The sequence below is a fragment of the Rahnella sp. EDr1-12 genome (genome assembly GCF_049206505.1).
GTDB lineage: Bacteria > Pseudomonadota > Gammaproteobacteria > Enterobacterales > Enterobacteriaceae > Rahnella > Rahnella rivi.
The window spans coordinates 1-21,262 of sequence record NZ_JBLZNY010000006.1 but is presented as its reverse complement, the minus strand read 5'-3'; the positions used below and the strand labels follow the sequence as shown (position 1 = coordinate 21,262).

21 protein-coding genes are annotated in these 21,262 nt (G+C 53.7%); 15 read left to right on the top strand and 6 right to left on the bottom strand.

The window, feature by feature from the left end; translation table 11 throughout:
- Window positions 1-379 precede the first annotated feature (379 nt).
- From ACO0U8_RS19770 to ACO0U8_RS19755, 4 genes are all read left to right on the top strand, one after another.
- The gene (locus ACO0U8_RS19770; protein ID WP_321186529.1) at window positions 380-1,936 is read left to right on the top strand and encodes an aspartate aminotransferase family protein; all 1,557 of its coding nucleotides are present in this window, start codon (window positions 380-382) and stop codon (window positions 1,934-1,936) included.
- A 13-nt stretch (window positions 1,937-1,949) separates the two neighbouring features.
- Window positions 1,950-3,260: a lysine N(6)-hydroxylase/L-ornithine N(5)-oxygenase family protein gene (locus tag ACO0U8_RS19765; RefSeq protein ID WP_421671469.1), complete on the top strand. Its 1,311-nt coding sequence runs from the start codon at window positions 1,950-1,952 to the stop codon at window positions 3,258-3,260.
- A gap of 12 nt (window positions 3,261-3,272) precedes the next feature.
- Window positions 3,273-5,657, top strand: coding sequence for a GNAT family N-acetyltransferase (locus ACO0U8_RS19760; protein WP_421671468.1), 2,385 nt, complete (start codon window positions 3,273-3,275; stop codon window positions 5,655-5,657).
- An 81-nt stretch (window positions 5,658-5,738) separates the two neighbouring features.
- Window positions 5,739-6,956 (top strand): MFS transporter, encoded by a 1,218-nt coding sequence (locus tag ACO0U8_RS19755; RefSeq protein WP_056770009.1) that lies wholly within the window; start codon window positions 5,739-5,741, stop codon window positions 6,954-6,956.
- A 73-nt stretch (window positions 6,957-7,029) separates the two neighbouring features.
- Here ACO0U8_RS19755 and lpxM read toward each other — a convergent pair whose 3' ends face one another.
- From lpxM to znuA, 3 genes are all read right to left on the bottom strand, one after another.
- The gene (gene lpxM / locus ACO0U8_RS19750; RefSeq protein WP_122095105.1) at window positions 7,030-8,010 is read right to left on the bottom strand and encodes a lauroyl-Kdo(2)-lipid IV(A) myristoyltransferase; all 981 of its coding nucleotides are present in this window, start codon (window positions 8,008-8,010) and stop codon (window positions 7,030-7,032) included.
- A 105-nt stretch (window positions 8,011-8,115) separates the two neighbouring features.
- A complete protein-coding gene (gene mepM, locus ACO0U8_RS19745; protein WP_122095104.1) occupies window positions 8,116-9,450 on the bottom strand; it encodes a murein DD-endopeptidase MepM in 1,335 nt (444 codons plus the stop codon).
- A gap of 19 nt (window positions 9,451-9,469) precedes the next feature.
- Window positions 9,470-10,402, bottom strand: a complete 933-nt coding sequence (gene znuA / locus ACO0U8_RS19740; protein ID WP_421671467.1) for a zinc ABC transporter substrate-binding protein ZnuA — start codon at window positions 10,400-10,402, stop codon at window positions 9,470-9,472.
- 95 nt (window positions 10,403-10,497) lie between these two features.
- Here znuA and znuC point away from each other — a divergent pair, with 95 nt between their 5' ends.
- Window positions 10,498-11,256: a zinc ABC transporter ATP-binding protein ZnuC gene (gene znuC, locus ACO0U8_RS19735; RefSeq protein ID WP_056769997.1), complete on the top strand. Its 759-nt coding sequence runs from the start codon at window positions 10,498-10,500 to the stop codon at window positions 11,254-11,256.
- A complete protein-coding gene (gene znuB / locus ACO0U8_RS19730) occupies window positions 11,253-12,038 on the top strand; it encodes a zinc ABC transporter permease subunit ZnuB (protein ID WP_056769994.1) in 786 nt (261 codons plus the stop codon). The genes znuC and znuB overlap by 4 nt, the downstream gene beginning before the upstream one ends.
- 74 nt (window positions 12,039-12,112) lie before the next feature.
- Here the strand turns inward: znuB and ACO0U8_RS19725 are convergent, their stop codons facing one another.
- Window positions 12,113-13,459 (bottom strand): cation:proton antiporter, encoded by a 1,347-nt coding sequence (locus ACO0U8_RS19725; protein ID WP_421671466.1) that lies wholly within the window; start codon window positions 13,457-13,459, stop codon window positions 12,113-12,115.
- Between the two features lie 138 nt (window positions 13,460-13,597).
- Here ACO0U8_RS19725 and ACO0U8_RS19720 point away from each other — a divergent pair, with 138 nt between their 5' ends.
- Window positions 13,598-13,903: an EthD family reductase gene (locus tag ACO0U8_RS19720; RefSeq protein WP_056769988.1), complete on the top strand. Its 306-nt coding sequence runs from the start codon at window positions 13,598-13,600 to the stop codon at window positions 13,901-13,903.
- A gap of 100 nt (window positions 13,904-14,003) precedes the next feature.
- Here the strand turns inward: ACO0U8_RS19720 and ACO0U8_RS19715 are convergent, their stop codons facing one another.
- Window positions 14,004-14,330: a hypothetical protein gene (locus ACO0U8_RS19715; protein ID WP_056769987.1), complete on the bottom strand. Its 327-nt coding sequence runs from the start codon at window positions 14,328-14,330 to the stop codon at window positions 14,004-14,006.
- A gap of 465 nt (window positions 14,331-14,795) precedes the next feature.
- Here ACO0U8_RS19715 and ACO0U8_RS19710 point away from each other — a divergent pair, with 465 nt between their 5' ends.
- The 8 genes from ACO0U8_RS19710 to wrbA all read left to right on the top strand — a co-directional run bounded on the left by ACO0U8_RS19710 (window position 14,796) and on the right by wrbA (window position 20,020).
- On the top strand, window positions 14,796-16,331 hold the full coding sequence (locus tag ACO0U8_RS19710) for a YadA-like family protein (protein ID WP_421671465.1): 1,536 nt from the start codon (window positions 14,796-14,798) through the stop codon (window positions 16,329-16,331).
- Between the two features lie 58 nt (window positions 16,332-16,389).
- Window positions 16,390-16,806 carry a hypothetical protein gene (locus tag ACO0U8_RS19705; RefSeq protein ID WP_390972284.1) on the top strand — a complete coding sequence of 139 codons (417 nt, stop codon included), beginning with the start codon at window positions 16,390-16,392 and terminating at the stop codon, window positions 16,804-16,806.
- Complete coding sequence (locus tag ACO0U8_RS19700; RefSeq protein ID WP_421671464.1) at window positions 16,803-17,045, top strand: hypothetical protein; 243 nt, start codon at window positions 16,803-16,805, stop codon at window positions 17,043-17,045. The genes ACO0U8_RS19705 and ACO0U8_RS19700 overlap by 4 nt, the downstream gene beginning before the upstream one ends.
- Window positions 17,046-17,063: 18 nt before the next feature.
- Window positions 17,064-17,348, top strand: a complete 285-nt coding sequence (locus tag ACO0U8_RS19695; protein WP_421671463.1) for a hypothetical protein — start codon at window positions 17,064-17,066, stop codon at window positions 17,346-17,348.
- 445 nt (window positions 17,349-17,793) lie between these two features.
- On the top strand, window positions 17,794-18,279 hold the full coding sequence (locus ACO0U8_RS19690; RefSeq protein ID WP_421671462.1) for an Hcp family type VI secretion system effector: 486 nt from the start codon (window positions 17,794-17,796) through the stop codon (window positions 18,277-18,279).
- 6 nt (window positions 18,280-18,285) lie between these two features.
- Window positions 18,286-18,726, top strand: coding sequence for an STM2901 family protein (locus tag ACO0U8_RS19685; RefSeq protein WP_390972287.1), 441 nt, complete (start codon window positions 18,286-18,288; stop codon window positions 18,724-18,726).
- Window positions 18,720-19,058 (top strand): DUF1493 family protein, encoded by a 339-nt coding sequence (locus ACO0U8_RS19680; RefSeq protein ID WP_421671461.1) that lies wholly within the window; start codon window positions 18,720-18,722, stop codon window positions 19,056-19,058. Before ACO0U8_RS19685 ends, ACO0U8_RS19680 begins: the two co-directional genes overlap by 7 nt.
- Before the next feature lie 362 nt (window positions 19,059-19,420).
- Complete coding sequence (wrbA, locus tag ACO0U8_RS19675; protein WP_421671460.1) at window positions 19,421-20,020, top strand: NAD(P)H:quinone oxidoreductase; 600 nt, start codon at window positions 19,421-19,423, stop codon at window positions 20,018-20,020.
- A gap of 77 nt (window positions 20,021-20,097) precedes the next feature.
- Here the strand turns inward: wrbA and ACO0U8_RS19670 are convergent.
- Window positions 20,098-21,262: elongation factor G (locus ACO0U8_RS19670; RefSeq protein ID WP_421671459.1), on the bottom strand; the 1,165-nt coding region annotated here is incomplete at its 5' end.

The following is a 21,262-nucleotide window of genomic DNA, read 5'->3' as shown; positions in this document are numbered from 1 at the left end:
AATGAATAAGAAATACAGATTACTCCGGTGGGATTATCAGTAATTTGATTCATCACCGGCCAGTTATGTGATGTTCGTCACATAAAAACATGAAATACGCCGGTATGTGATAAATGTTCAATGCCAACGTTGAATGATAATGATTTGCATTTATAATGATTCGCATTCGTTAAATCCTTGTATAAATCCGCACTAAGGAAATCAGACAAGAGAAAACACTGTAGATTTTTGTTAAATCAGACTTTAAAAGCACATTCTTTGCAGGCGTGGCCACCGGCCCTGCCCGCAGACGCACACGTTCAAAACATGATCCCTGTAAATTCCGGGCGGACGCCCCACGCCCGCAGCGGAATAAATGCCACACAAACAAGGTGCCAAAATGAGCCAGATGAATAATTGGGAATTAATGCAAACACCTGCCGAAATGCAGACCCAAATAAGCAAAAATCAGGGCTATATTTTCAATCAAAATAGCACGCCGGAATGGCAGGCGCAGATCGAGCAAGGCATTGCGTTAATTAAATCTCACATAAACCATACGGAAAAACCTTTTTCCGGCGTGTCGCCCGCTGAATTAGCTGAGCAGTTTCGTCATATTGATTTAACCAAACCTTTAGCCGGAACCCGGCTGGCGCTGGAAGAACTGGATGATTTATATCTCCAGCATGCCGTCTATTTCCATCATCCCAAATACCTTGCTCACCTCAACTGCCCGACGGTGGTTCCCTCTCAGCTGGCGGAGTTATTTATCAGCGCGATCAACTCCTCCGTCGATACCTGGGATCAGAGCGCAGGCGGGACGTTGATTGAGCAGAAGGTGATCGACTGGACGCTGGCGCGCATCGGTTTCGGCGCGCAGTCGGACGGCATTTTCACCAGCGGCGGCACCCAGTCAAACCTCATGGCGATGCTGCTGGCACGCGACAGCTACTGCAAGCGCACCCGCCCGCAGCACAGCATCAAGCATCAGGGGCTGCCACCGGAAGCGAACCGCTGGCGCATCTTCAGCTCTCAGGTCAGCCACTTCAGCATTCAAAAATCCGCCGCCCTGCTCGGCCTGGGCTATGACGCCGTGGTGCCGGTGGCCTGTGACAGTGCGTTTCGCATGGACATCGGTGCACTGAAAACCGAAATTGAGCGCTGCCATGCTGAAGGCCTGATCCCGATTGCGATTGTTGCCACCGCTGGCACCACCGACTTTGGCAGCATTGATCCGCTGAATGAGATTGCAGAGATCTGCCGTAAAGAAAAAATCTGGATGCACGCCGATGCCGCGTACGGTTGCGGATTGCTGGTGTCGCCGCAGCATCGTCAGCGTATCGAAGGCATTCATCTGGCCGATTCGGTTACCGTGGATTATCACAAATCCTTCTTCCAGCCGGTCAGTTGCAGCGCGTTTCTGGTCAGCGATCACAGCCATCTGGAGCACGTTACCCACCATGCGGAATACCTCAATCCGTTGAGCGCCAAGCTGGAGGGCACGCCAAATCTGGTGAACAAAAGTATTCAGACCACCAAACGTTTTGATGCCCTGAAAATGTGGCTGACGTTGCGCGTCATGGGCCAGCAGGCGCTGGGTGAGTCCTTCGACGTGCTGCTGCAACGTGCCACCGAAACCCATCAGATGATGGAAAACAACCCGAATATCGAGGTGCTGCATAAGCCCGAACTGAGCACGCTTGTGTTCCGCTTTGTTCCGCGCCTGTCCATGAGCCATGAACAGATTGATGCGATCAATGCCGACATCCGCAAAGCGATTTTCCGCGACGGCAGCGCGGTGATTGCCGGCACGAAAGTCCATCAGCGCCAGTACCTGAAGTTCACCCTGCTCAACCCGATGACCACCACGGAAGACATCGCCGATGTGCTCGGCCTCATCACGCATTACGGCAAAGAACTGACTGCCGCCGCGCTGAGCGCCGCTAAAAACCGGTAACAGGAGCTGTACTATGAACATCAACCCGACCACACAAACTTATGATTTCATCGCCATCGGCATCGGCCCGTTCAACCTCGGGCTGGCCTGTCTGACCGAGCCGGTGGACGCGCTGAACGGCCTGTTCTTAGACCAGAATGACGGCTTTGACTGGCACACCGGCATGATGCTGGAAAGTGCCCATTTGCAAACCCCGTTTATGGCGGATTTAGTGACCCTGGCCGATCCGACCAGCCGTTACAGCTTCCTGAATTACCTGAAGCAGCAAGGCAAGTTGTACTCTTTTTACATCCGTGAAAACTTCTTCATGATGCGCAAAGAGTTCAATCAATACTGCCAGTGGGCATGCGAACAGCTTACCAGCCTGCAATTTTCCACCCGTGTGGAACTGGTGACCTGGGATACCGCGCTGGAGTGCTATCTGGTTCACGCGCGATCCACCAAAAGCGGTGATCAGCAGGTTTACCGCGCCAGACGTCTGGTGCTCGGCACCGGCCCATCGCCGTGGATGCCCGCCTGCGCCCGTCAGGCCGGTGGCAACGTGCATCATTCCTCGGCTTACCTGCCAAATAAAGAGCAGGTGCAAAATGCCAAATCCATCACCGTGGTCGGCAGCGGCCAGAGCGCGGCGGAGATTTATTACGACTTGCTCTCAGATATCGAAAAGTACGATTACCATCTGACCTGGGTGACCCGCGCCCCCCGTTTCTACCCGCTGGAATACAGCAAACTGACGCTGGAAATGACCTCGCCGGAGTACATCGATTATTTCCATGACCTGCCGATGAGCAAACGTGACCAGCTCAACCGCGAACAAAAAGGGTTGTACAAAGGCATCAACGCCAGCCTGATCAACGATATCTACGATCTGATGTACACCAAGCGCCTCGACGGACCGCTGAAGGTCGATATGTACACGCACTCCGAGCTGACGGATCTCACCCGCAACCGCAACGGCACCCTTGAAATGCACCTGTTGCACCATGAACAGCAGCAGGAATATCGCCACAAAACCGAATCGGTGATCCTCGCCACCGGCTACAGCTATCAGCCGCCGCAGTTTATCGAAGGGATCCACAACCGCATCCGCTGGGATGAAGCCGGACGCTACGCCGTCAACCGTAACTACAGCATTGATGCGCACAACCAGATTTTCGTGCAAAACGCCGAGCTGCATACCCACGGTTTCGTCACGCCGGATCTGGGTATGGCGTGCTACCGCAACAGCACCATCATCCGCGAAATGCTCGGCAAAGAATTCTACACAGTGGAAAAATCCATCGCCTTCCAGACTTTCTGCGCCCGCAGTCTGGCAGACCAATAAGGAGATCAGGATATGTTTGATACTACCCCAGCCAGCCTGTTTTCCTGCCCGCGTGACGCCGGATTGCTGACCCTGCGCCCGCTGAATCTGGCGCAGGACGCCCCGGTGTTGCACGGATGGATGACCCGTCCCTACGCCCATTTCTGGGGAATGCAGAACAGCAGCGTCGCGGAAGTTGAGGCGTTTTACCGTGATCTGACCGCCGGTAAACCCCATTCGGCGCTGATGGGCGAGATTGACGGCCAGCCGCGCTTTTTAATCGAATGCTATCCGGTGCAGGATGATCCGCTGAGTGAACATTATGACGTCCAGCCGGGCGACATCGGCATGCACATTTTGCTTTCACCGGCAGAAAAACCGCTGCCCGGTTTTAGCTGGCAGGTGTTTTCCGCGGTAATGGAATACCTGTTCAGCCTGCCCGACGTCAGACGCGTGGTGGTCGAGCCAGACGTGCGCAACGAGAAGATCCACATCCTGAATAAACGTGCCGGTTTCCGTTATCAGAAACAGGTTCAACTGACACACAAAACGGCCTGGCTGGCATTTTGCCAGCGTGAAGATTTTTTGCAGGCCAGCCAGAAGGAAAACACCCACATGACATCTGATCACTTGCAATCCGGCCAGCACCTGCAACCTGAGATCTGGTCCAGGGCTAACGCCCTGCTGTTGCGTAAATGCCTGTCCGAACTGACCCACGAACGCCTGCTCGCCCCTGAAGCATTGCAGTCCGACGGCGTCTGGACCGCTTACCGGCTGGCCGTTCCGGCGTCTGAGGTGGAATACCGATTCCGCGCACGCCAGTTGCCTCTCAACGACTGGATGATCGATCTCGACAGCATTCAGCGTCTGGACAACTTCACCGCGCAGCCGCTTGATGCCCTGAAATTCATCATTGAATTTGCCGATCAGATTGGCATTTCGCAGGCCATGCTGCCGACCTATATGGAAGAAATCAGCAGCACGCTTTACAGCAGCGCCTACAAACTGGCGAACAATCACACCACCGCCAGACAACTGACAGAAGCCGATTTCCAGACCGTGGAAACCAGCATGACGGAAGGTCATCCGAGCTTTATTGCCAACAATGGTCGCATCGGTTTTGATGCAGGTGATTATGTGCGTTATGCCCCGGAGGCCGCGAATCCGCTGAAATTAGTGTGGGTGGCGGTACATCACGACAAAGCGCATTTCGCCAGTACGGAGAATTTGCCGTATGAAAAACTGATCGCCGAAGAGCTGGGCGACGCGCAAATTTGTGCGTTCACGCAAAAGCTGGTGGATATCGGCGTCGATCCAAAAAACTACTACTTCATGCCGGTGCATCCGTGGCAGTGGCAGAATAAATTACTCACCGTTTTCGCCCCGGACATCGCCCGTCAGTTCCTGATTTTCCTCGGCGAAGGTGAAGATCAGTATCTGGCACAGCAGTCGATCCGTACTTTCTTCAACGCCAGCCAGCCGCGTCACCGTTATGTGAAAACGGCGCTGTCCATTCTGAACATGGGCTTTATGCGCGGGCTTTCGCCTTATTACATGGCGACCACACCGGGCATTAATGAATGGCTGGCAGAGCTGGTGGAAAACGATACGTATCTGCAGTCCACCGGCTTCAAAATTTTACAGGAAGTGGCGTCCCTCGGTTATCACAACCATTACTTCGAAGAGGCCATCAAAGGCGACAGCGCCTACAAGAAAATGTTTGCGGCCTTGTGGCGTGAAAACCCGGTGGCGCAGTTGCAACCTAATCAGCGGCTGATGACCATGGCCGCGTTGCTGCATACCGATAAACATGGCGATGCGCTGATTGTTGAGATGATTAAATCCTCCGGTCTGGGCACCAGCGACTGGCTCAAGCGCTACATGCATGCGTATCTCAGCCCGCTGCTGCACTGCTTCTACCAGTATGATTTGGTGTTTATGCCGCACGGCGAAAACCTGATCCTGCGCTTTGAAAACAACATCCCGGTGAATGCGTTCATGAAGGATATTGCTGAAGAAATTGCAGTGATGAACCCGCATGCCAGTCTGCCAGAAAAAGCCAAACGTCTGGCAGTGGATGTCCCGGAAGAGCTGAAAATTCTGTCAATTTTCACCGACGTTTTCGCCGGGGTATTCCGCTTTATCGCCCGTATTCTGGAAGAGCATGGTGACTATCCTGCCGGACAATTCTGGCAGGTGGTGGCGGAAGTGGTGCGCGATTATCAGATTCAGTATCTCGAACTGGCCGAAAAATTTGCCCGCTATGACATGTTCGGTCCGGAGTTCACCCACTCCTGCCTGAACCGTCTGCAACTGGCGAACAATCAACAGATGATCAACCTGTCCGATCCGGCACAAAACCTGAAATTCGCCGGTACGCTGGAGAACCCGATCGCAGCCTACGCCAACAAATACTAAACACAGATTTATTTGGTGCGTTTTTAGCGCGGCCTGAAAGGGCCGCGCTTTTCTGATTTTACGTCGTGGAGAATGATTGTTATGTCGTCCGTTTCCGACCCTGCCTCAGGGCTGAATGTTCGCCGGTGGCTCTTCCCGCTGTCACTGGTGCTGTTCGAATTCGCCACCTACATCGCCCACGATATGATCCAGCCGGGCATGTTGCAGGTGATCAGCGATTTCAGCGCCAGCGCTGACTGGGTGTCCACGTCACTGACCGCCTACCTGTGCGGCGGTATTTTACTGCAATGGCTGCTCGGCCCGCTTTCTGACCGGCTTGGCCGCAGGCCGGTATTGCTCACCGGCGTGGCCTTTTTCACCCTGACCTGTTTTCTGACTGTCTTCACGCAAAGTATCGAACAGTTCATTCTGATGCGATTTTTGCAGGGGATGAGTCTGTGCTTTATCGGCGCCGTCGGGTATGCCGCGATTCAGGAAGCGTTTGATGAAACGCTGAGCGTAAAACTGATGGCACTGATGGCAAATATCACGCTTATCGCCCCGCTGCTCGGGCCGCTGGCCGGTGCGGCGTTCATCCATTACGCGCCCTGGAAAATGATGTTTGCCCTGTTCTCGCTGGTGTCGGCACTCTCATTCTGGGGGTTGTGGCGCAGCATGCCTGAAACAGCGACGGGCCGTGATGGCCGCTTTTCAATGCGCCGCCTGCTGGCTGATTATCGCGAAGTGCTGAGTAATAAAGGCGTGATCCTCGGGTCGCTGTCCATCGGGCTTATCACCCTGCCGCTGCTGGCATGGGTCGCGCAGTCGCCGGTGTGGCTGATTCAGGATGCCGGAATGACGCCGCTGCAATACGGCGGGTTGCAGGTGCCGGTGTTCACCGGGCTCATCATTGGCAATATCGCACTGAGCAAACTCAGCGGCAACGTTAACATCCGTACCCCCATCTGGCTCGGACTGATCCCGATAACGCTGGGGCTGGCGATCGCCGCCGGTGCAGCCCTGTTCATGACCCACGCGTGGCAATGGATTATCGCCGGGCTTGGCCTGTATGCACTGGGTACCGGGCTGGTGAATGCCGGACTTTACCGGCTGACACTGTTTTCCAGCCCGACCGGAAAAGGCACCGTGGCGGCGGCGCTCGGGCTTATCACCATTGTGGTGTTTGCTGCGGGTATCGAAGTGGCGAAAAAACTCTATTTCGCCCAGGGTAGCGGCATCTTTATGCTGGCGGGTTTGGTTGCCGGTCTGGCCGGAGCGGTGCTGATTGCCGCGTTTTTGTCGAAAACGCAAAAAAGCTGACCCGCGCACCAGGATTGCCTAAAAAGCAAAAGGCTGAGGTTTGACACTCAGCCTTTTTATTTTTCTTTCACCGTTATTTTTTCGGGAAAAGCTCTTTGCGGGAATAAGGTTCCGGCTCGCCCGGTTTACGGGTTTTTAGCAGTTTGAGGATCCAGGTGTATTGCTCAGGATTCGGCCCCACCAGCAATTCCACTTCTTCATTCATCCGGCGCGCAATGGTGACGTCATCGGCGGTGGCCAGATCGTCCATCGGCGGGCGCACAAAGATATCAAGCCGTTGCTCGTGGCCGTTATACACCGGGAACAGCGGCACGATAGCCGCGCGGCACACTTTCATCAGCCTGCCGACGGCGGGCAGCGTGGCTTTATAGGTCGCAAAGAAATCGACAAACTCGCTGTGCTCCGCACCGTGATCCTGATCGGGCAGATAGTAGCCCCAGTATCCCTGTCGCACTGAACTGATGAAGGGTTTAATGCCGTCGTTGCGGGCGTGCATTCTGCCGCCAAAACGACGGCGCACGGTATTCCATAAATAGTCGGTCAGCGGATTTTTTTGATTGTGGAACATGGCCGCCATCGGCTGACCACTTGCCGCCATCAGCATCGCCGGGATATCCACGGCCCAGCCATGGGGCACCAGGAAAATCACGTTTTTGCCCGCGGCCTGCATCTGGTCGATGATTTCTTTACCGTGCCAGTGAACGCGATCCATGATTTTTTTCGGGTCACGCAGCGCCAGCTCAGCCATCATCACCATCGACTGCGGTGCGGCGGCAAACATTTCATCAATGATGTGTTCACGCTCAGCTTCCGGTGTGTCTGGCAGGCAGTACAACAGGTTGATTTGCGCACGGCGGCGCGCACCTTTGGCGAATTTCCCGGCCAGGCGGCCAAGACTGCCTAAAATCGGATCACGTATTTTGGCAGGCACGTATGCCATACCGGCCATCGCACCGACGCCCAGCCAGACGCCCCAGTAACGCGGATGGTAAAAGGCTTTCTGAAATTGCGGAATAAATTCAACAGGCGTTCGTTTTTCTTTTTCTGGCTGCATACTCAGGCTCTTATGACAAATTCTGGCTTAATGATAAGTGCAGTGATTTATTTTGCAATAAATCACTGCACGTCAGCATGTAGCACGGGGCAGGATCCTGAATAATCAGTCCAGCTTGAGTTGCGGCACGACTTCGCGAACGGTGGCCAGATAGGTACTGCGATCTTTGCCTGTCAGCCCTTCGGTACGAGGCAGTTTGGCGGTCAGGGGATTGACAGCCAGCTGGTTGATCCACATTTCAAAATGCAAGTGCGGACCGGTAGAACGTCCGGTGTTACCTGAAAGCGCAATGCGATCGCCACGTTTCACTTTCTGGCCCGGTTTGACCAGCAACTTACGCAGGTGCATGTAACGGGTCATGTACTGACGGCCATGGCGGATCGCAACATAGTTACCGGCCGCCCCGCCATTTTTGGCCACAACCACTTCGCCATCACCGACGGCCAGCACCGGCGTTCCCACCGGCACGGCGAAATCGACGCCACGATGCGGTGCCACACGGCCAGTCACAGGATTCAGACGGCGTGGATTGAAGTTAGATGACACACGATATTGCTTACCGGTCGGGAAACGCAGGAAGCCTTTTGCCAGGCCGCTGCCGGTACGATCGTAGAACTTACCGTCTTCCGCACGCACCGCATAATAATCTTTACCGCCGGTGCGCATATGAACCGCCTGCAGCTGGCTCTGTTCATTTTTACCGTTCAGCACTTCGTGAGACATCAGAACGGCGAAATCATCACCTTTCTGTAATTTACGGAAATCGAGCTGCCATTGCAGCGCTTTAATGACGGCGCTGACTTCAGAACTGCTCAGCCCTGCGGCTTTGGCGCTGGTGACAAAACTGCCGTTCAGCCGCCCCTTGATGACGCTGTCTTTCCAGTCGCCCTGCAGGGTTTCGAGGGAAGATTTAAAGCCGTTACCGGTGCGGTCAAATGTGTAGGTTTCGCGGCGGGATTTCTCCCACGTCAGGCGCTGTAAGTCGCCGGCGTCATTGAGGGTCCAGGAGATTTGCTGACCAATTTTCAGGTTACGCAAATCCCGGTTGGCGTCGGATAATGCCGCGATCTCGGACATATCAATGCCGTACTGATTCAGGATGCTGCTGAGGGTATCACCGGTGGACACCACATATTCATGCACGCCCGCTTCGTTGACGATTTTATCGTCGAGATCATCCTGTGGGATGTCATCGTCAGCGGGTGAAGTTTGATCGATAGGCTCACTGGCTTCGGGAAGCAGCGAACGCAACTGTTCGTGGTCGAGGGCGATACTTTTAACAATAGGTCGGGTATCTGAGAGGTCGTTATCCGGGTGATAGGCTAACGGCCTCCAGACGGCAACGGCCAGTGTGACAACGGTAAGCGACCCCAGCATGATGCGGTGGGGCCGGGGAAGGTTGCTATACGCCATAGCGATAGATCGGGCGATCAGCTGCACTTAATTCTGTCCTTTTAGCTTACTTCAGGCAGCTCAGGTATTGGTTCGTCAGCTGTGACAGGAAGTTCACGTAGCTGTCCGCACCCAATGCAACGCCGCTCCCCAGCGGATCCAATGTGCCCATACGCACTGTTGTCCCCTGGGCAACAGCCGATATGACGGCTGGCCTGAATTGTGGCTCAGCAAAAACGCATGTCGCTTTTTGCTCAACCAACTGAGTTCGAATGAGATGTAAACGCTGTGCGCCGGGTTGAATTTCGGGATTGATCGTAAAGTGACCAAGTGGCGAAAGGCCGAAGTGTTTTTCAAAGTAGCCATAAGCATCGTGAAAAACAAAATATCCCTTACCCTGCACAGGCTGCAGCATAGTACCAATATTTTTGTCAGTTTTTGTCAGGCTTTCCTCAAAACGTGACAAGTTTGCATCTAATTGTTGCTTTTTCTGCGGCATGAGTTCGAGAAGTTTGTTATGGATCACGATCGCCGTCTCGCGAGCTATCTCCGGAGACAGCCAGACGTGCATGTTGTATTCACCGTGATGATGCTCTTCATCGTCATGCCCGGTGCCGTGATCGTGGTCATGTTCGTCATCATCCGTGCCTTTCAACAGCAACGGTTTTACCGCCGCCAGCGTGGCAATTTCGACCTGACGGTTCGCCGATAACTGCGCGGCAGGCTTGGTCATAAAAGCTTCCATTTCCGGCCCGACCCACACCACCAGATCCGCACTGCGAATGCGCTGAATGTCAGAAGGACGCAGCGCAAAATCGTGTGGCGATGCGCCATCCGGCAGCAGCACCTCCGTTGGCGTCACACCTTCCGCAATGGCTGAAGCGATAAAACCCAGTGGACGAACAGACGCCAGAACGGCGGCCTGCGCGCTGAAAGCCGCGGTGGAACTGAGGATTGCGGCAGCCAGGAACATCCGTTTAACGCTTTTTTTCTGTATCATGCGGGGTGAACTCATCTTCATGTTGGGGGAAAACTGGTTATTTTTCGCGAAACGCAATATTATAACATCCGATTTGTTCTGCAAGACCCAATGACATGCCCACATTAGCAACGCTTAAAAATATTTCGGTCACTTTCGGTTCCCGCCGCGTGCTGTCTAACATCTCGCTGGCGTTACAACCGGGAAAAATTCTCACCCTCCTTGGCCCGAACGGCGCAGGGAAATCGACGTTAGTGCGCGTCGTGCTTGGCCTGATTGCGCCAACCGAGGGCACCATGACCTGCGAACCCAACCTGCGCATCGGTTACGTTCCGCAAAAAATTCACCTTGATCCCACCATGCCGCTGACCGTCAGCCGCTTTATGCGTCTGAAGCCCGGCGTTAAAAAAGCCGACATTTTGCCTGCGCTGAAACGCGTTCAGGCGGCACACCTGCTGGAACAGCCGATGCAAAAACTGTCCGGCGGTGAGAATCAGCGTGTATTACTGGCGCGGGCATTAATGAACAGCCCGCAGTTGCTGGTGCTGGATGAACCGACTCAGGGCGTTGACGTCAACGGTCAGCTGGCGCTTTATAACCTGATCGACAGCCTGCGCTGCGAGCTGGGTTGCGCCGTGCTGATGGTGTCGCATGATCTGCATCTGGTGATGGCGAAAACGGACGAAGTGCTGTGCCTCAATCAGCACATCTGCTGCTCCGGCTCCCCGGAAGTGGTGTCCACACACCCTGAATTTATCGCCATGTTCGGTAACCGCGGTGCGGAACAACTGGCGATTTACCGCCATAACCACAACCATCGTCACGATTTGAAGGGAAAAGTCATTTTGCGCAACAGCGGAGGTCGTGACGCATGATCGCTCTATTATTACCCGGCTGGCTGGCGGGTGTGTTGCTGGCGATTGCCGCCGGTCCGCTGGGCTCTTTCGTGGTCTGGCGCAGGATGTCCTATTTTGGCGACACGCTGGCGCATGCGTCTTTACTCGGCGTGGCGTTTGGCCTGCTGCTCAATATCAATCCGTTTTACACCGTGATTGCCGTGACCTTACTGCTGGCGCTGGTGCTGGTTGTGCTCGAACGTAAACCGCATCTGGCGGTGGATACCCTGCTCGGCATTATGGCGCACAGCGCGTTGTCACTCGGCCTGGTGGTTGTCAGCCTGATGTCCGGCGTTCGCGTGGATCTGATGGCGTATCTTTTCGGGGATTTGCTGTCCGTCACTTACAGCGATATCTGGATGATCGGCTGCGGTGTGGCGGTGGTGATCGCCGTGCTGTGCTGGCAATGGCGCTCGTTGCTGTCGATGACCATCAGCCCGGAACTGGCGCACGTCGATGGCGTCAATCTGCAACGCTCGCGGGTGATTCTGATGCTGGTGACGGCGCTGACGATAGGCCTGGCGATGAAATTTGTCGGTGCGCTGATCATCACCTCCCTGCTGATCATCCCTGCCGCCACGGCCCGCCGCTTTGCCAAAACGCCGGAACAGATGGCGTCAGTGGCAGTGGCTATCGGGATTGTGGCGGTAACGGCCGGTCTGGCACTTTCGGCATTTTACGATACACCGGCCGGTCCTTCGGTGGTGCTTTCAGCAGCCGTGCTGTTCATGTTCAGTCTCGGCAAAAAGCAGACGGCCTGAGTTAGACCGGTAAAATAAAAACGGACGCCACTGAGCGTCCGTTTTTATTTATCCCACAAGTATTTCTGCGGCGATCACTCCTGTTCCTGCGCGGCCTCCCGCCTCGCCTGCCGCCAGTGCATCACTGGCGAAACCGTTAAGCCGTGGATCACCACGCTGGCGACAATGACCGTGAACGCGATATTGGTCATGTAACTGGCTTCTGCGCCCTTCAGCCCGTGGGTATAAGCGTAAGCAATGTAGTTCATGCTGCCTATCCCGCGAATACCAAACCAGCCGATCATCAGCCGCCGACCGCGCGGCACGCGCACGCCGAGAGTCGTGATGTACACCGACAGCGGACGAATAACGATAAACAGCAGCGCTGCGAAGACAAGCCCCATCGGTTCCCAGTGTTCAGCAAGCGTGATGCCCAGCACCGTGACAATCCCGGCTGCGAACAATCTTTCAATGGTGTCACCAAACGAGAGCGCGTCTCCGACCATCAGACCGATAGAATTGGCAGGCCGTTCCGCCGACATGGAATGCCGCTGATGCGGATTGACCAGCCCTTCTGCCGGCGGCGGGCGCGTGCCTTCGGTGAGATCTTCCGGCGGATTAAGCGTCCAGACACGTAACTCCGCACTGCGTAACCCGACGCCTGCCGCAAACGCTGCCAGAAAACCAGAGGCATCGACACTTTGCGCGACGGCATAACTCAGTGCGATCAACGCGAGCGCCAGAAAATCACTCGGCGCCACCGAACGCTGACGGCTGTGGAAACGCGTCGCACTCAGCCCGACCAGCCGTCCCATCGCGTAACCAATCGCCAGCCCGCCCATCAGCGCCCAGACCACATCCCGCCAGGCCCAGTCCCACAGTGCCGCCGATGACAGGCCGTCTTGCGCGGTAAACAGCATCAGTGCCAGCATCAGAATGGGTAACGCAGAACCGTCGTTCATCCCCGCTTCGCTGGACAGCGCCACGCGCAATCCGTCGTCGTCATTGGCATCATTCACCGCAATCATGCTCGCCAGCACCGGATCGGTCGGCGCAATGATTGCCCCCAGCGCCAGAGCCAGCGGCCAGGAAATCCCTGCCAGATAGTGGGCCAGCGCGGTAACACTCAGCACCGTCAACAACATCGCCGGAAAAGCCAGCAGCACACCGACGCGCCAGCTCTGCGAGCGGAACGGCAAACGCAATTTCAGGCCGGTGATAAACAGCGAAGCCGCCATGGCGATTTCGGTAAAGCGTGCGGTGAGCGTCGAGTATTCCACCAGGTCAACGTGTAATAAGTTCAATACCCAGGGGCCGCAGATGATGCCTGCTGCCAAATACACCCCAAAGGTGGTCACAGGCGCACGCGAAATCCAGCCTGATGCCAGTGACATAACCAGCAGCAGTCCGCCGACCGCCGCAGTCCATTCTAAAAAACCCATGTAAGCTCCCTGAAATTAAGATCTTTTAAGCGTAGTACATCGTCAGCCGGGGTGTGACGCCGGGCACAAAAGGCGCGGCGGGATCGGCGGGTGTACGCTAAAATATGTTTTTCATTCCTGCAAAAAGGTTCATAAAAAATGATTAAATACAGTGTACTATACCCAAATGTCAAAAACGGAACCTTTGATCATGAGTACTACCGCAATGTGCATTTACCGCTGATCAAAGAAAAGATGGGTGCGTATTGCCACTCCTATGCCATCGACAAGATCCAGGATGGTGCTCCGGCAGATACGCCATTTATCGCGGCCTGCCACATTTACTGCCGCTCTATGGAAGATTTTGAGAAAGGTATGAAGGATCACGCTGAGGAGTTTGTGGCGGATGTGGCCAACTTCACCAATATCGAACCGGTTAAGATGATCTTCGACGTGGTGGTTTAACATATCGGACGATAAAAAAGGCGATTACTCCGTGGCCCTGAACGGGTTAATCGCCTGATTTAGGGTGTCTCTGACAACGTCGTGAAGTCAGATTCAACATCTATTTCGTGAGTAATTTTTTAATCGGCGCACTCGGTTCCCGCCTGATGGTATGCAAAAACATCTGTGCTTTATCATTGGCCGCGTAATCCGCTGTCACACCAAAATCCTGCACCATTGCCCACTTCTCAAACAGCACTTCATCACTCTCGCGCATAAACCAAAGCATTCTCACTGCCGTCACGGCCACCTGTGGGATTTGAGTAACAGTACCGTTAATCCACTTATTCAGGGTGCTGCGTGGCAGTCCAAGCAGAATACACAACGCGGGCTGATCTATTCCGAGCCGCTGGACATAGTCCAGGAATTCTTTTGCGTTATCTGCCATTCACTTATCTCCAGTCCTTATAACCCTGCGCATTGTACAGGAATCTCGTAGAGATTTCATGCCGTCGCTAATCGCTACGAAAAATCCTAGTTTTTACCCTCTCAGACACAACAAAAAGCGCCCAATAGCGACAAATACACGTGCTACATGAAACATATTCATGTAGCGCTATAAGTTTACGTTTCTTGACATAAGTCAAATGCATGGTGAATGTGTGAAGAAAGTCACATTCACGGCATGTATGATTTTCATAGGGAGACAAGAAGAGCGTTCTGATAATGCTTCTTATTTGTCGCTATCAGATACTTATTTCAATGTCGGAAAAAACTTATGAATTCCCATGTTACAGAGCGCAACACTCAAATCATCGCTGCCTACACAGCGGGGAACCGTAATAAATCAGAATTGGCACGCTATTTTGGTGTATCCGCAACAACAGTCCGGCGTGTGCTGGCAGGTGTTGTGATGACGATGACGGCGACCTCTGCAGCACATGCTGATTTGTTGAAAGACTACACCGATATGGGGTTTTCAAATTTCACAGCGAAGTGGGTAAACATGACCGCCAGTGAACAGGCCACTGTGCGGGAAGCGCTTCGTAGCGAAGGCCATGAAAATCTCTTAATAGATCTTGGGGATAAATTAAACCAGTCAGCGCCGGAAATCATTCAGCCAGCACCACCGCAGGCCGCGCCTCACACTCAGACCGTCACGCCGACCCTGGCCGCGCAGCTGACGCCGCAGGCAACCCCGCAGGCCACGCCGCAAAAACTGCCCGTCGCACCAACCCTGACCGCGCAGCTGACGCCGCAGGCAACCCCGCAGGCCACGCCGCAAAAAATGGCCGTCGCACCGACCCTGACCGCGCAGCTGACGCCGCAGGCAACTCCGCAGGCTACGCCGCAAAAACTGCCCGTCGCACCAACCCTGACCGCGCAGCTGACGCCGCAGGCAACTCCGCAGGCCACGCCGCAAAAATTGGCCGTCACGCCGACCCTGACCGCGCAGCTGACGCCGCAGGCAACTCCGCAGGCTACACCGCAAAAAATGGCCGTCGCGCCGACCCTGACCGCGCAGCTGACGCCGCAGGCAACCCCACAGGCTACGCCGCAAAAATTGGCCGTCGCGCCGACCCTGACCGCGCAGCTGACGCCGCAGGCAACCCCGCAGGCCACACCGCAAAAACTTCCTGTTGCACCAACGTTGACCGCGCAGCTGACGCCGCAGGCAACCCCGCAGGCTACGCCGCAAAAACTGGCCGTCGCACCAACCCTGACCGCGCAGCTGACGCCGCAGGCAACCCCGCAGGCCACGCCGCAAAAACTGGCCGTCGCGCCGACCCTGACCGCACAGCTGACGCCGCAGGCAACCCCGCAGGCCACGCCGCAAAAACTGCCCGTCACGCCGACCCTGACCGCGCAGCTGACGCCGCAGGCAACTCCGCAGGCCACGCCGCAAAAACTGGCCGTCGCACCAACGTTGACCGAACAGTCAACTGTTGATAAAACGCCAATACGGGCTGCAAACTCATCCACAGTTCAGGAAGTCACCTCAACCCCAGCTCAGCAACCGGTGGTTAAGCAAGAAGTTCGTTCAACTTATTACGATAAACAAATCACGGCGCTGAACGCAGCCGCTGAACAAGATCACGCCGAGGTCCTTGCTGAATCTCACAGCCGCGCAGTGGGTGATGCCAACACGCTGAGCCAGGCAAATGATTACACCAATAAAAAGTTCTCTGACCTGAAATCTGAAGTCGATGACAACAAAGATCAGGCTAATGCAGGCACCGCGTCAGCCCTCGCTGCTGTCGGGATCCCACAGGTAGAAGCAGGTTCTGACTTCATGGTCGGTGCCGGTGCGGGCACTTATGGTAATCAGTCTGCCATTGCGGTGGGTGTATCAGGCCATATCACCGCAAAAACAGTGACCAAATTAGCGGTAACCGGCGACACAAATAACGGTGTCGGTGCTTCCGCAGGTATTGGCTGGAACTTCTAAACTCATTAAACAGCCAGCCCCACAGGGCTGGCCTCACTTCAGGAAAAGGCAGACTGATATGAAAAAAATTTTTGTCATTGTAGCTATCACGTTGCTCGCAGGCTGTTCCACTCAGGCGTCAAGAATGGCGAACTGCCAGGCACAGGGGATTTCAAAAGATACCTGTTACCTCGCCGAGCAAAATCGCCAGACCGGTATACAAAATGCGGCACTGAAGCAGGCCATGGAAAATGCCGCCAGTCAGTACGCCCAGGCGACGAAAAAAGTCATTCACGCGAAGATTAAGGGAATAGATATCAAAATCTTTCCCGGCGATAAGCAAGGGTATATCGAAGGGACTGCAGCATATCTTGATGAAGATAACGCGGATGCTCAGGTCTATCGCAAAGGTATTTTCACAGCGATTTATTACAAGCGCACACACAAGCTGGTTCTGATGCGCAACGGTCAGATTTACGGTCGGGCGACAACATGAAAAGACATCATACCGATCAGTTTAAACATCTGTCGCCGGAACAGCAGCTTACCTGCCTGAAAATGCTTCAGCGCGTGGAGGAGACGCCGCTTTCCAAAGGGATCTCCGGTGTCGCCGTCTCGGTGATCATGAATAACGGGCACACCGCGACGCTGAGCAAGTTCAGCGCGCAACCTGAAGAAGTGTCCGTGTTAGTCAGCTGGAACAATGATCAGCGCGGTAATGACCGCAGGGATTAATAAGGACGTTTTGCTCCCATGCATGTGATAGACCTGACCAGAAAAGAGCGTTCGTCTACCGGCGTTTTGTTTCTGCATACACTGAAAGACAAAGGGTATGTTTACCGGCTGAACAGAGTTGAAGTGGAAGAACTGACGCTGCGTTTAATTAAACTCAACCATTTTCACCATTTCTCCAGCATGACCGGTATTCATACCTCACAGATTTATAACGATAAAATCGAGGCAGCGAAGAGCCTGTGTCACTTTATAGAAAAGGTGACCGGCGCAAAATGCACGGCAGATATTTTAAACACGTATTAAATTGAGGTATGGAGGATGGGCGCGGCATAAAATCGCGCTGAATTCTGTTTTCAATCTTACCGTTATAAAATCCAGCGCGATCTGCCCCGAATCTCCCCATCCCAGATTTCAACACCCGTTTCACTTGCCCGCACATAGCTACCCGTTGAAAGGATTGTAACACTCGATGACATCGTCGTTGCTTATCATAAGTGGGTTAGAATCAGCAATAATCGCCAACAAAGAACTTTAGCGAAATTTGAGGATATGTTTTGCCCCATAGGCCCGCTCGCTCATTCACCCGCTCCTACTGAATCTGAATCCCTTCAAAGCGGCACACAAGCTGCTCCCGGTTTATCTTAAGGGCACTGCACCTACGCCAGACCAAACTTAAGTCAAATTAACCATGCGAATATCGCTCCGCTTGCTTTAACATAACCTTACTTTTCATATGGAGATTTAAAGAATGGCTATACCAGCTTATTTATGGTTGAAGGATGATGGCGGCGCGCTGATTAAAGGTTCTGTGGACGTTAATGGTCGCGAGCATTCAATTGAAATTACCTCATTCGGTCACTCTCTGAGCATCCCAACAGATAACGGTACCGGTAAACTAACAGGAACACGTATTCATGGTGCGATGCAGGTTGAGAAGGACTTTGATTCATCCAGCCCGTATCTATACAAGGCTGTTGCGACGGGTCAGACACTGGAGTCGGCAGAATTGAAATGGTACCGGATTAGTGATGCTGGGCAGGAAGTTGAATACTTCAACATGTTCCTGGAAGGCGTAAAAATTGTCTCCGTTGTCCCCATGATGCACGATACAAAAACTGTTGTTAATGTCGGCCATAAAGAGGCTATCCAGTTACGCTATCAGAAAATCACATGGAAATATTTGGATGGGAACATTCAATACAGCGATGCATGGAATGAGCGTGTGACGGGGTAACAGAATATGGATACTACCGAACAAGTCAGTGGTTATTACTTCAGCGGGCTATCTAATTTATCCGCTGGAGAATTGTTTTTCTGGGTTTTTCTTGATGAAACTGGTAAGCAAATTGGCATTGCTGATTTTGCGAACCTTGCACTGATCATTCTCGGACAACCCATGAAGGCGACGCGCGCGAAACCACTGGGAGCTACTCCGGGTACATCTACTCTGAGCTATCATTTGCGTCAATGGCTCAATATTGAAGTGAAGCATTGGCCCACGCTCACGAATGGGAGCATCCGAAAGTTAAAGTTCTCATATGTAACAAATCTGGGAGCATTCACGGGTAGATGGATCCCCATTCTCGGATGGGTAATATTAGCCGACGACGTAGCCACCATTGCCTATAAGGCGACTAACCGCTACAACACCATTGCCAACGAGAAAGACCGCCTATGGTAAGCAACGAGGACATCATTGATTGGTACAATGAGCGGTTTAACAAACCGGGTTATTTCTCAAAAAAATGCTGGCCCGTCACCATTGATACAAGTCTTTCAACCGGACGCTATGTGTGGGCATGTGAGACAGGCGACGATATAATGAAAGAATATTTCGAGAAATTTAAGGTTGACCCTCAGGGGTTTGATTTCGTGAAATATTGGCCTGTTGAAGCATCTGGCTCATCTATCTTTGCGCTATGTACATGCGGAGATGATTACGAAGAACCGCTGCCGTTAACACTCAAAATGCTCGCAGAATCTGCGCGGGCTGGAAAATGGCTTTATGATTAAAATTTTCCCGCTAACTGAGCCCGGACGGTGTTTAACATTTACGGCACCTGCATGCCGTAAAGCATTGCAGAGCAAGTGGCGATGCTAAATTTTAAGTCAGGCAGTGATGTCCCATTCATACCCCACCGGGAATAAGTGGCTCGATAAATAAGTCTACATGCCCTAATTAATTGAAGAGTCTGTTCAAAAAATTGCGTTTGTAAGTCACGCCTTATGCGCGGACGATGAACTCTCTTGCTCATCACAACGCTGAGTCTGGCGCAGGAGTTAACGTGGGATTTTTAAGCGGGATTTTCGCCCGAATTACCGGCCAGAAGTCTGCACCCCATCCGGTAACAACATCACCTCAACAGGAGTTAACAATGGCAAAAGTACTGGTTCTCTATCATTCCATGTATGGTCATATTGAAACGATGGCGCAAAGCGTTGCCGAAGGCGCACGCAGCGTACCCGGTGTTGAAGTCACGATAAAACGCGTCCCTGAAACCATGCCTGAAGAAGCGTTTAAGGCTGCGGGTGGCAAAACCGGTCAAACGGCAGACGTTGCTTCTCCGGCAGAACTCGCTGATTACGACGCCATCATTTTCGGCACACCAACCCGCTTTGGTAACATGACCGGTCAGATGCGCACCTTCCTTGATCAAACCGGCGGTCTGTGGGCCAAAGGCGCACTGGCAGGCAAAGTCGCCAGCGTATTCAGCTCAACCGGCACAGGCGGCGGTCAGGAAATGACTATCACGTCGACCTGGACCACCCTCGCCCATCACGGCATGATCATCGTGCCAATCGGTTACACCACCCCGGAATTGTTCGATATTTCACAGGTTCGCGGCGGCACGCCTTATGGCGCGACCACTATCGCCGGTGGCGATGGCTCACGTCAGCCAAGTGCCGAAGAGCTGCGTATTGCCGTGCATCAGGGTAAACACGTTGCCACGATCACCAGCAAACTGGTGAGTTAATTTTTTTAAAACCCAAAAAAAGGGTTCGGCATCCATTGCCGAACCCTTTTAGTTTTTAAGTTTTAACGTTTTAACGCTTATTTACCACGCGATGCAATGATGTTTTCAGCGACATTGCGCGGTGCCTCGGCATAGTGATTGAACTCCATGCTGTAGGTTGCACGGCCTTGCGACATTGACCGCAAAACGGTGGAATAACCGAACATTTCAGACAACGGCACTTCGGCTTTGATAATCTTACCGCCGCCGCCCGCGATCTCTTCCATGCCCTGCACTGTGCCGCGACGTGACGACAAATCACCCATCACGCCACCGGCATACTCTTCCGGCGTTTCCACTTCCACTTTCATCATCGGTTCGAGAATCACCGGGTCCGCACGTTTGGCCGCTTCCTTGAAACCAAAGATCGCCGCCATTTTGAACGCCATTTCAGAGGAATCGACCTCGTGGTACGACCCGAACGTCAGCGTGACTTTCACGTCGACGACCGGATACCCCGCCAGAATGCCGTTATTCAGCGCTTCCGTTACCCCTTTCTCAACGGCAGGAATAAATTCACGCGGAACAACACCCCCTTTGGTCGCATCCACAAACTCAAAACCGGTGCCTGCCGGCAGAGGTTCAAGCGTGAACACCACGTGGCCGTACTGGCCTTTACCGCCGGACTGGCGCACAAATTTGCCGTCCACATCTTTCACCGTTTTACGCACCGTTTCGCGGTACGTGACCTGCGGTTTACCGATGTTAGCTTCCACGCCAAACTCACGTTTCATACGGTCGACGATAATCTCCAGATGCAACTCACCCATACCGGAAATGATCGTCTGACCGGATTCCTCATCAGTACGGATGCGGAACGACGGGTCTTCAGACGCCAGCCGCGAAAGCGCAATGCCCATTCTCTCCTGATCGGCTTTGGTTTTCGGCTCGATGGCCTGCGAAATAACCGGATCCGGGAACTCCATGCGTACCAGCGTAATAATGTCAGACGGGTCGCACAGCGTTTCGCCGGTTGTCACGTCTTTCAGCCCCACGCAGGCGGCAATATCACCGGCACGGATTTCGTCGATCTCGATACGGTCATTGGCGTGCATCTGCACGATACGGCCAATACGCTCTTTCTTGCCGCGCACCGGGTTATATACGCTGTCGCCTTTTTTCAGCACGCCTGAGTACACCCGGACAAACGTCAGCTGGCCGACATACGGGTCAGTCATCAGTTTGAACGCCAGCGCCGAGAAC

Coding starts and splice junctions, on each gene's coding strand:
- ACO0U8_RS19760 (WP_421671468.1), top strand. CDS start 3,273: ATGTTTGATACTACCCCAGCCAGCCTGTTTTCCTGCCCGCGTGACGCC.
- wrbA (WP_421671460.1), top strand. CDS start 19,421: ATGGCAAAAGTACTGGTTCTCTATCATTCCATGTATGGTCATATTGAA.
- ACO0U8_RS19705 (WP_390972284.1), top strand. CDS start 16,390: ATGAAAAAAATTTTTGTCATTGTAGCTATCACGTTGCTCGCAGGCTGT.
- ACO0U8_RS19680 (WP_421671461.1), top strand. CDS start 18,720: ATGGTAAGCAACGAGGACATCATTGATTGGTACAATGAGCGGTTTAAC.
- znuA (WP_421671467.1), bottom strand. CDS start 10,402: ATGATACAGAAAAAAAGCGTTAAACGGATGTTCCTGGCTGCCGCAATC.
- ACO0U8_RS19770 (WP_321186529.1), top strand. CDS start 380: ATGAGCCAGATGAATAATTGGGAATTAATGCAAACACCTGCCGAAATG.
- ACO0U8_RS19710 (WP_421671465.1), top strand. CDS start 14,796: ATGACGATGACGGCGACCTCTGCAGCACATGCTGATTTGTTGAAAGAC.
- lpxM (WP_122095105.1), bottom strand. CDS start 8,010: ATGCAGCCAGAAAAAGAAAAACGAACGCCTGTTGAATTTATTCCGCAA.
- ACO0U8_RS19700 (WP_421671464.1), top strand. CDS start 16,803: ATGAAAAGACATCATACCGATCAGTTTAAACATCTGTCGCCGGAACAG.
- ACO0U8_RS19690 (WP_421671462.1), top strand. CDS start 17,794: ATGGCTATACCAGCTTATTTATGGTTGAAGGATGATGGCGGCGCGCTG.
- ACO0U8_RS19720 (WP_056769988.1), top strand. CDS start 13,598: ATGATTAAATACAGTGTACTATACCCAAATGTCAAAAACGGAACCTTT.
- ACO0U8_RS19715 (WP_056769987.1), bottom strand. CDS start 14,330: ATGGCAGATAACGCAAAAGAATTCCTGGACTATGTCCAGCGGCTCGGA.
- ACO0U8_RS19695 (WP_421671463.1), top strand. CDS start 17,064: ATGCATGTGATAGACCTGACCAGAAAAGAGCGTTCGTCTACCGGCGTT.
- znuC (WP_056769997.1), top strand. CDS start 10,498: ATGCCCACATTAGCAACGCTTAAAAATATTTCGGTCACTTTCGGTTCC.
- ACO0U8_RS19765 (WP_421671469.1), top strand. CDS start 1,950: ATGAACATCAACCCGACCACACAAACTTATGATTTCATCGCCATCGGC.
- ACO0U8_RS19685 (WP_390972287.1), top strand. CDS start 18,286: ATGGATACTACCGAACAAGTCAGTGGTTATTACTTCAGCGGGCTATCT.
- znuB (WP_056769994.1), top strand. CDS start 11,253: ATGATCGCTCTATTATTACCCGGCTGGCTGGCGGGTGTGTTGCTGGCG.
- ACO0U8_RS19755 (WP_056770009.1), top strand. CDS start 5,739: ATGTCGTCCGTTTCCGACCCTGCCTCAGGGCTGAATGTTCGCCGGTGG.
- ACO0U8_RS19725 (WP_421671466.1), bottom strand. CDS start 13,459: ATGGGTTTTTTAGAATGGACTGCGGCGGTCGGCGGACTGCTGCTGGTT.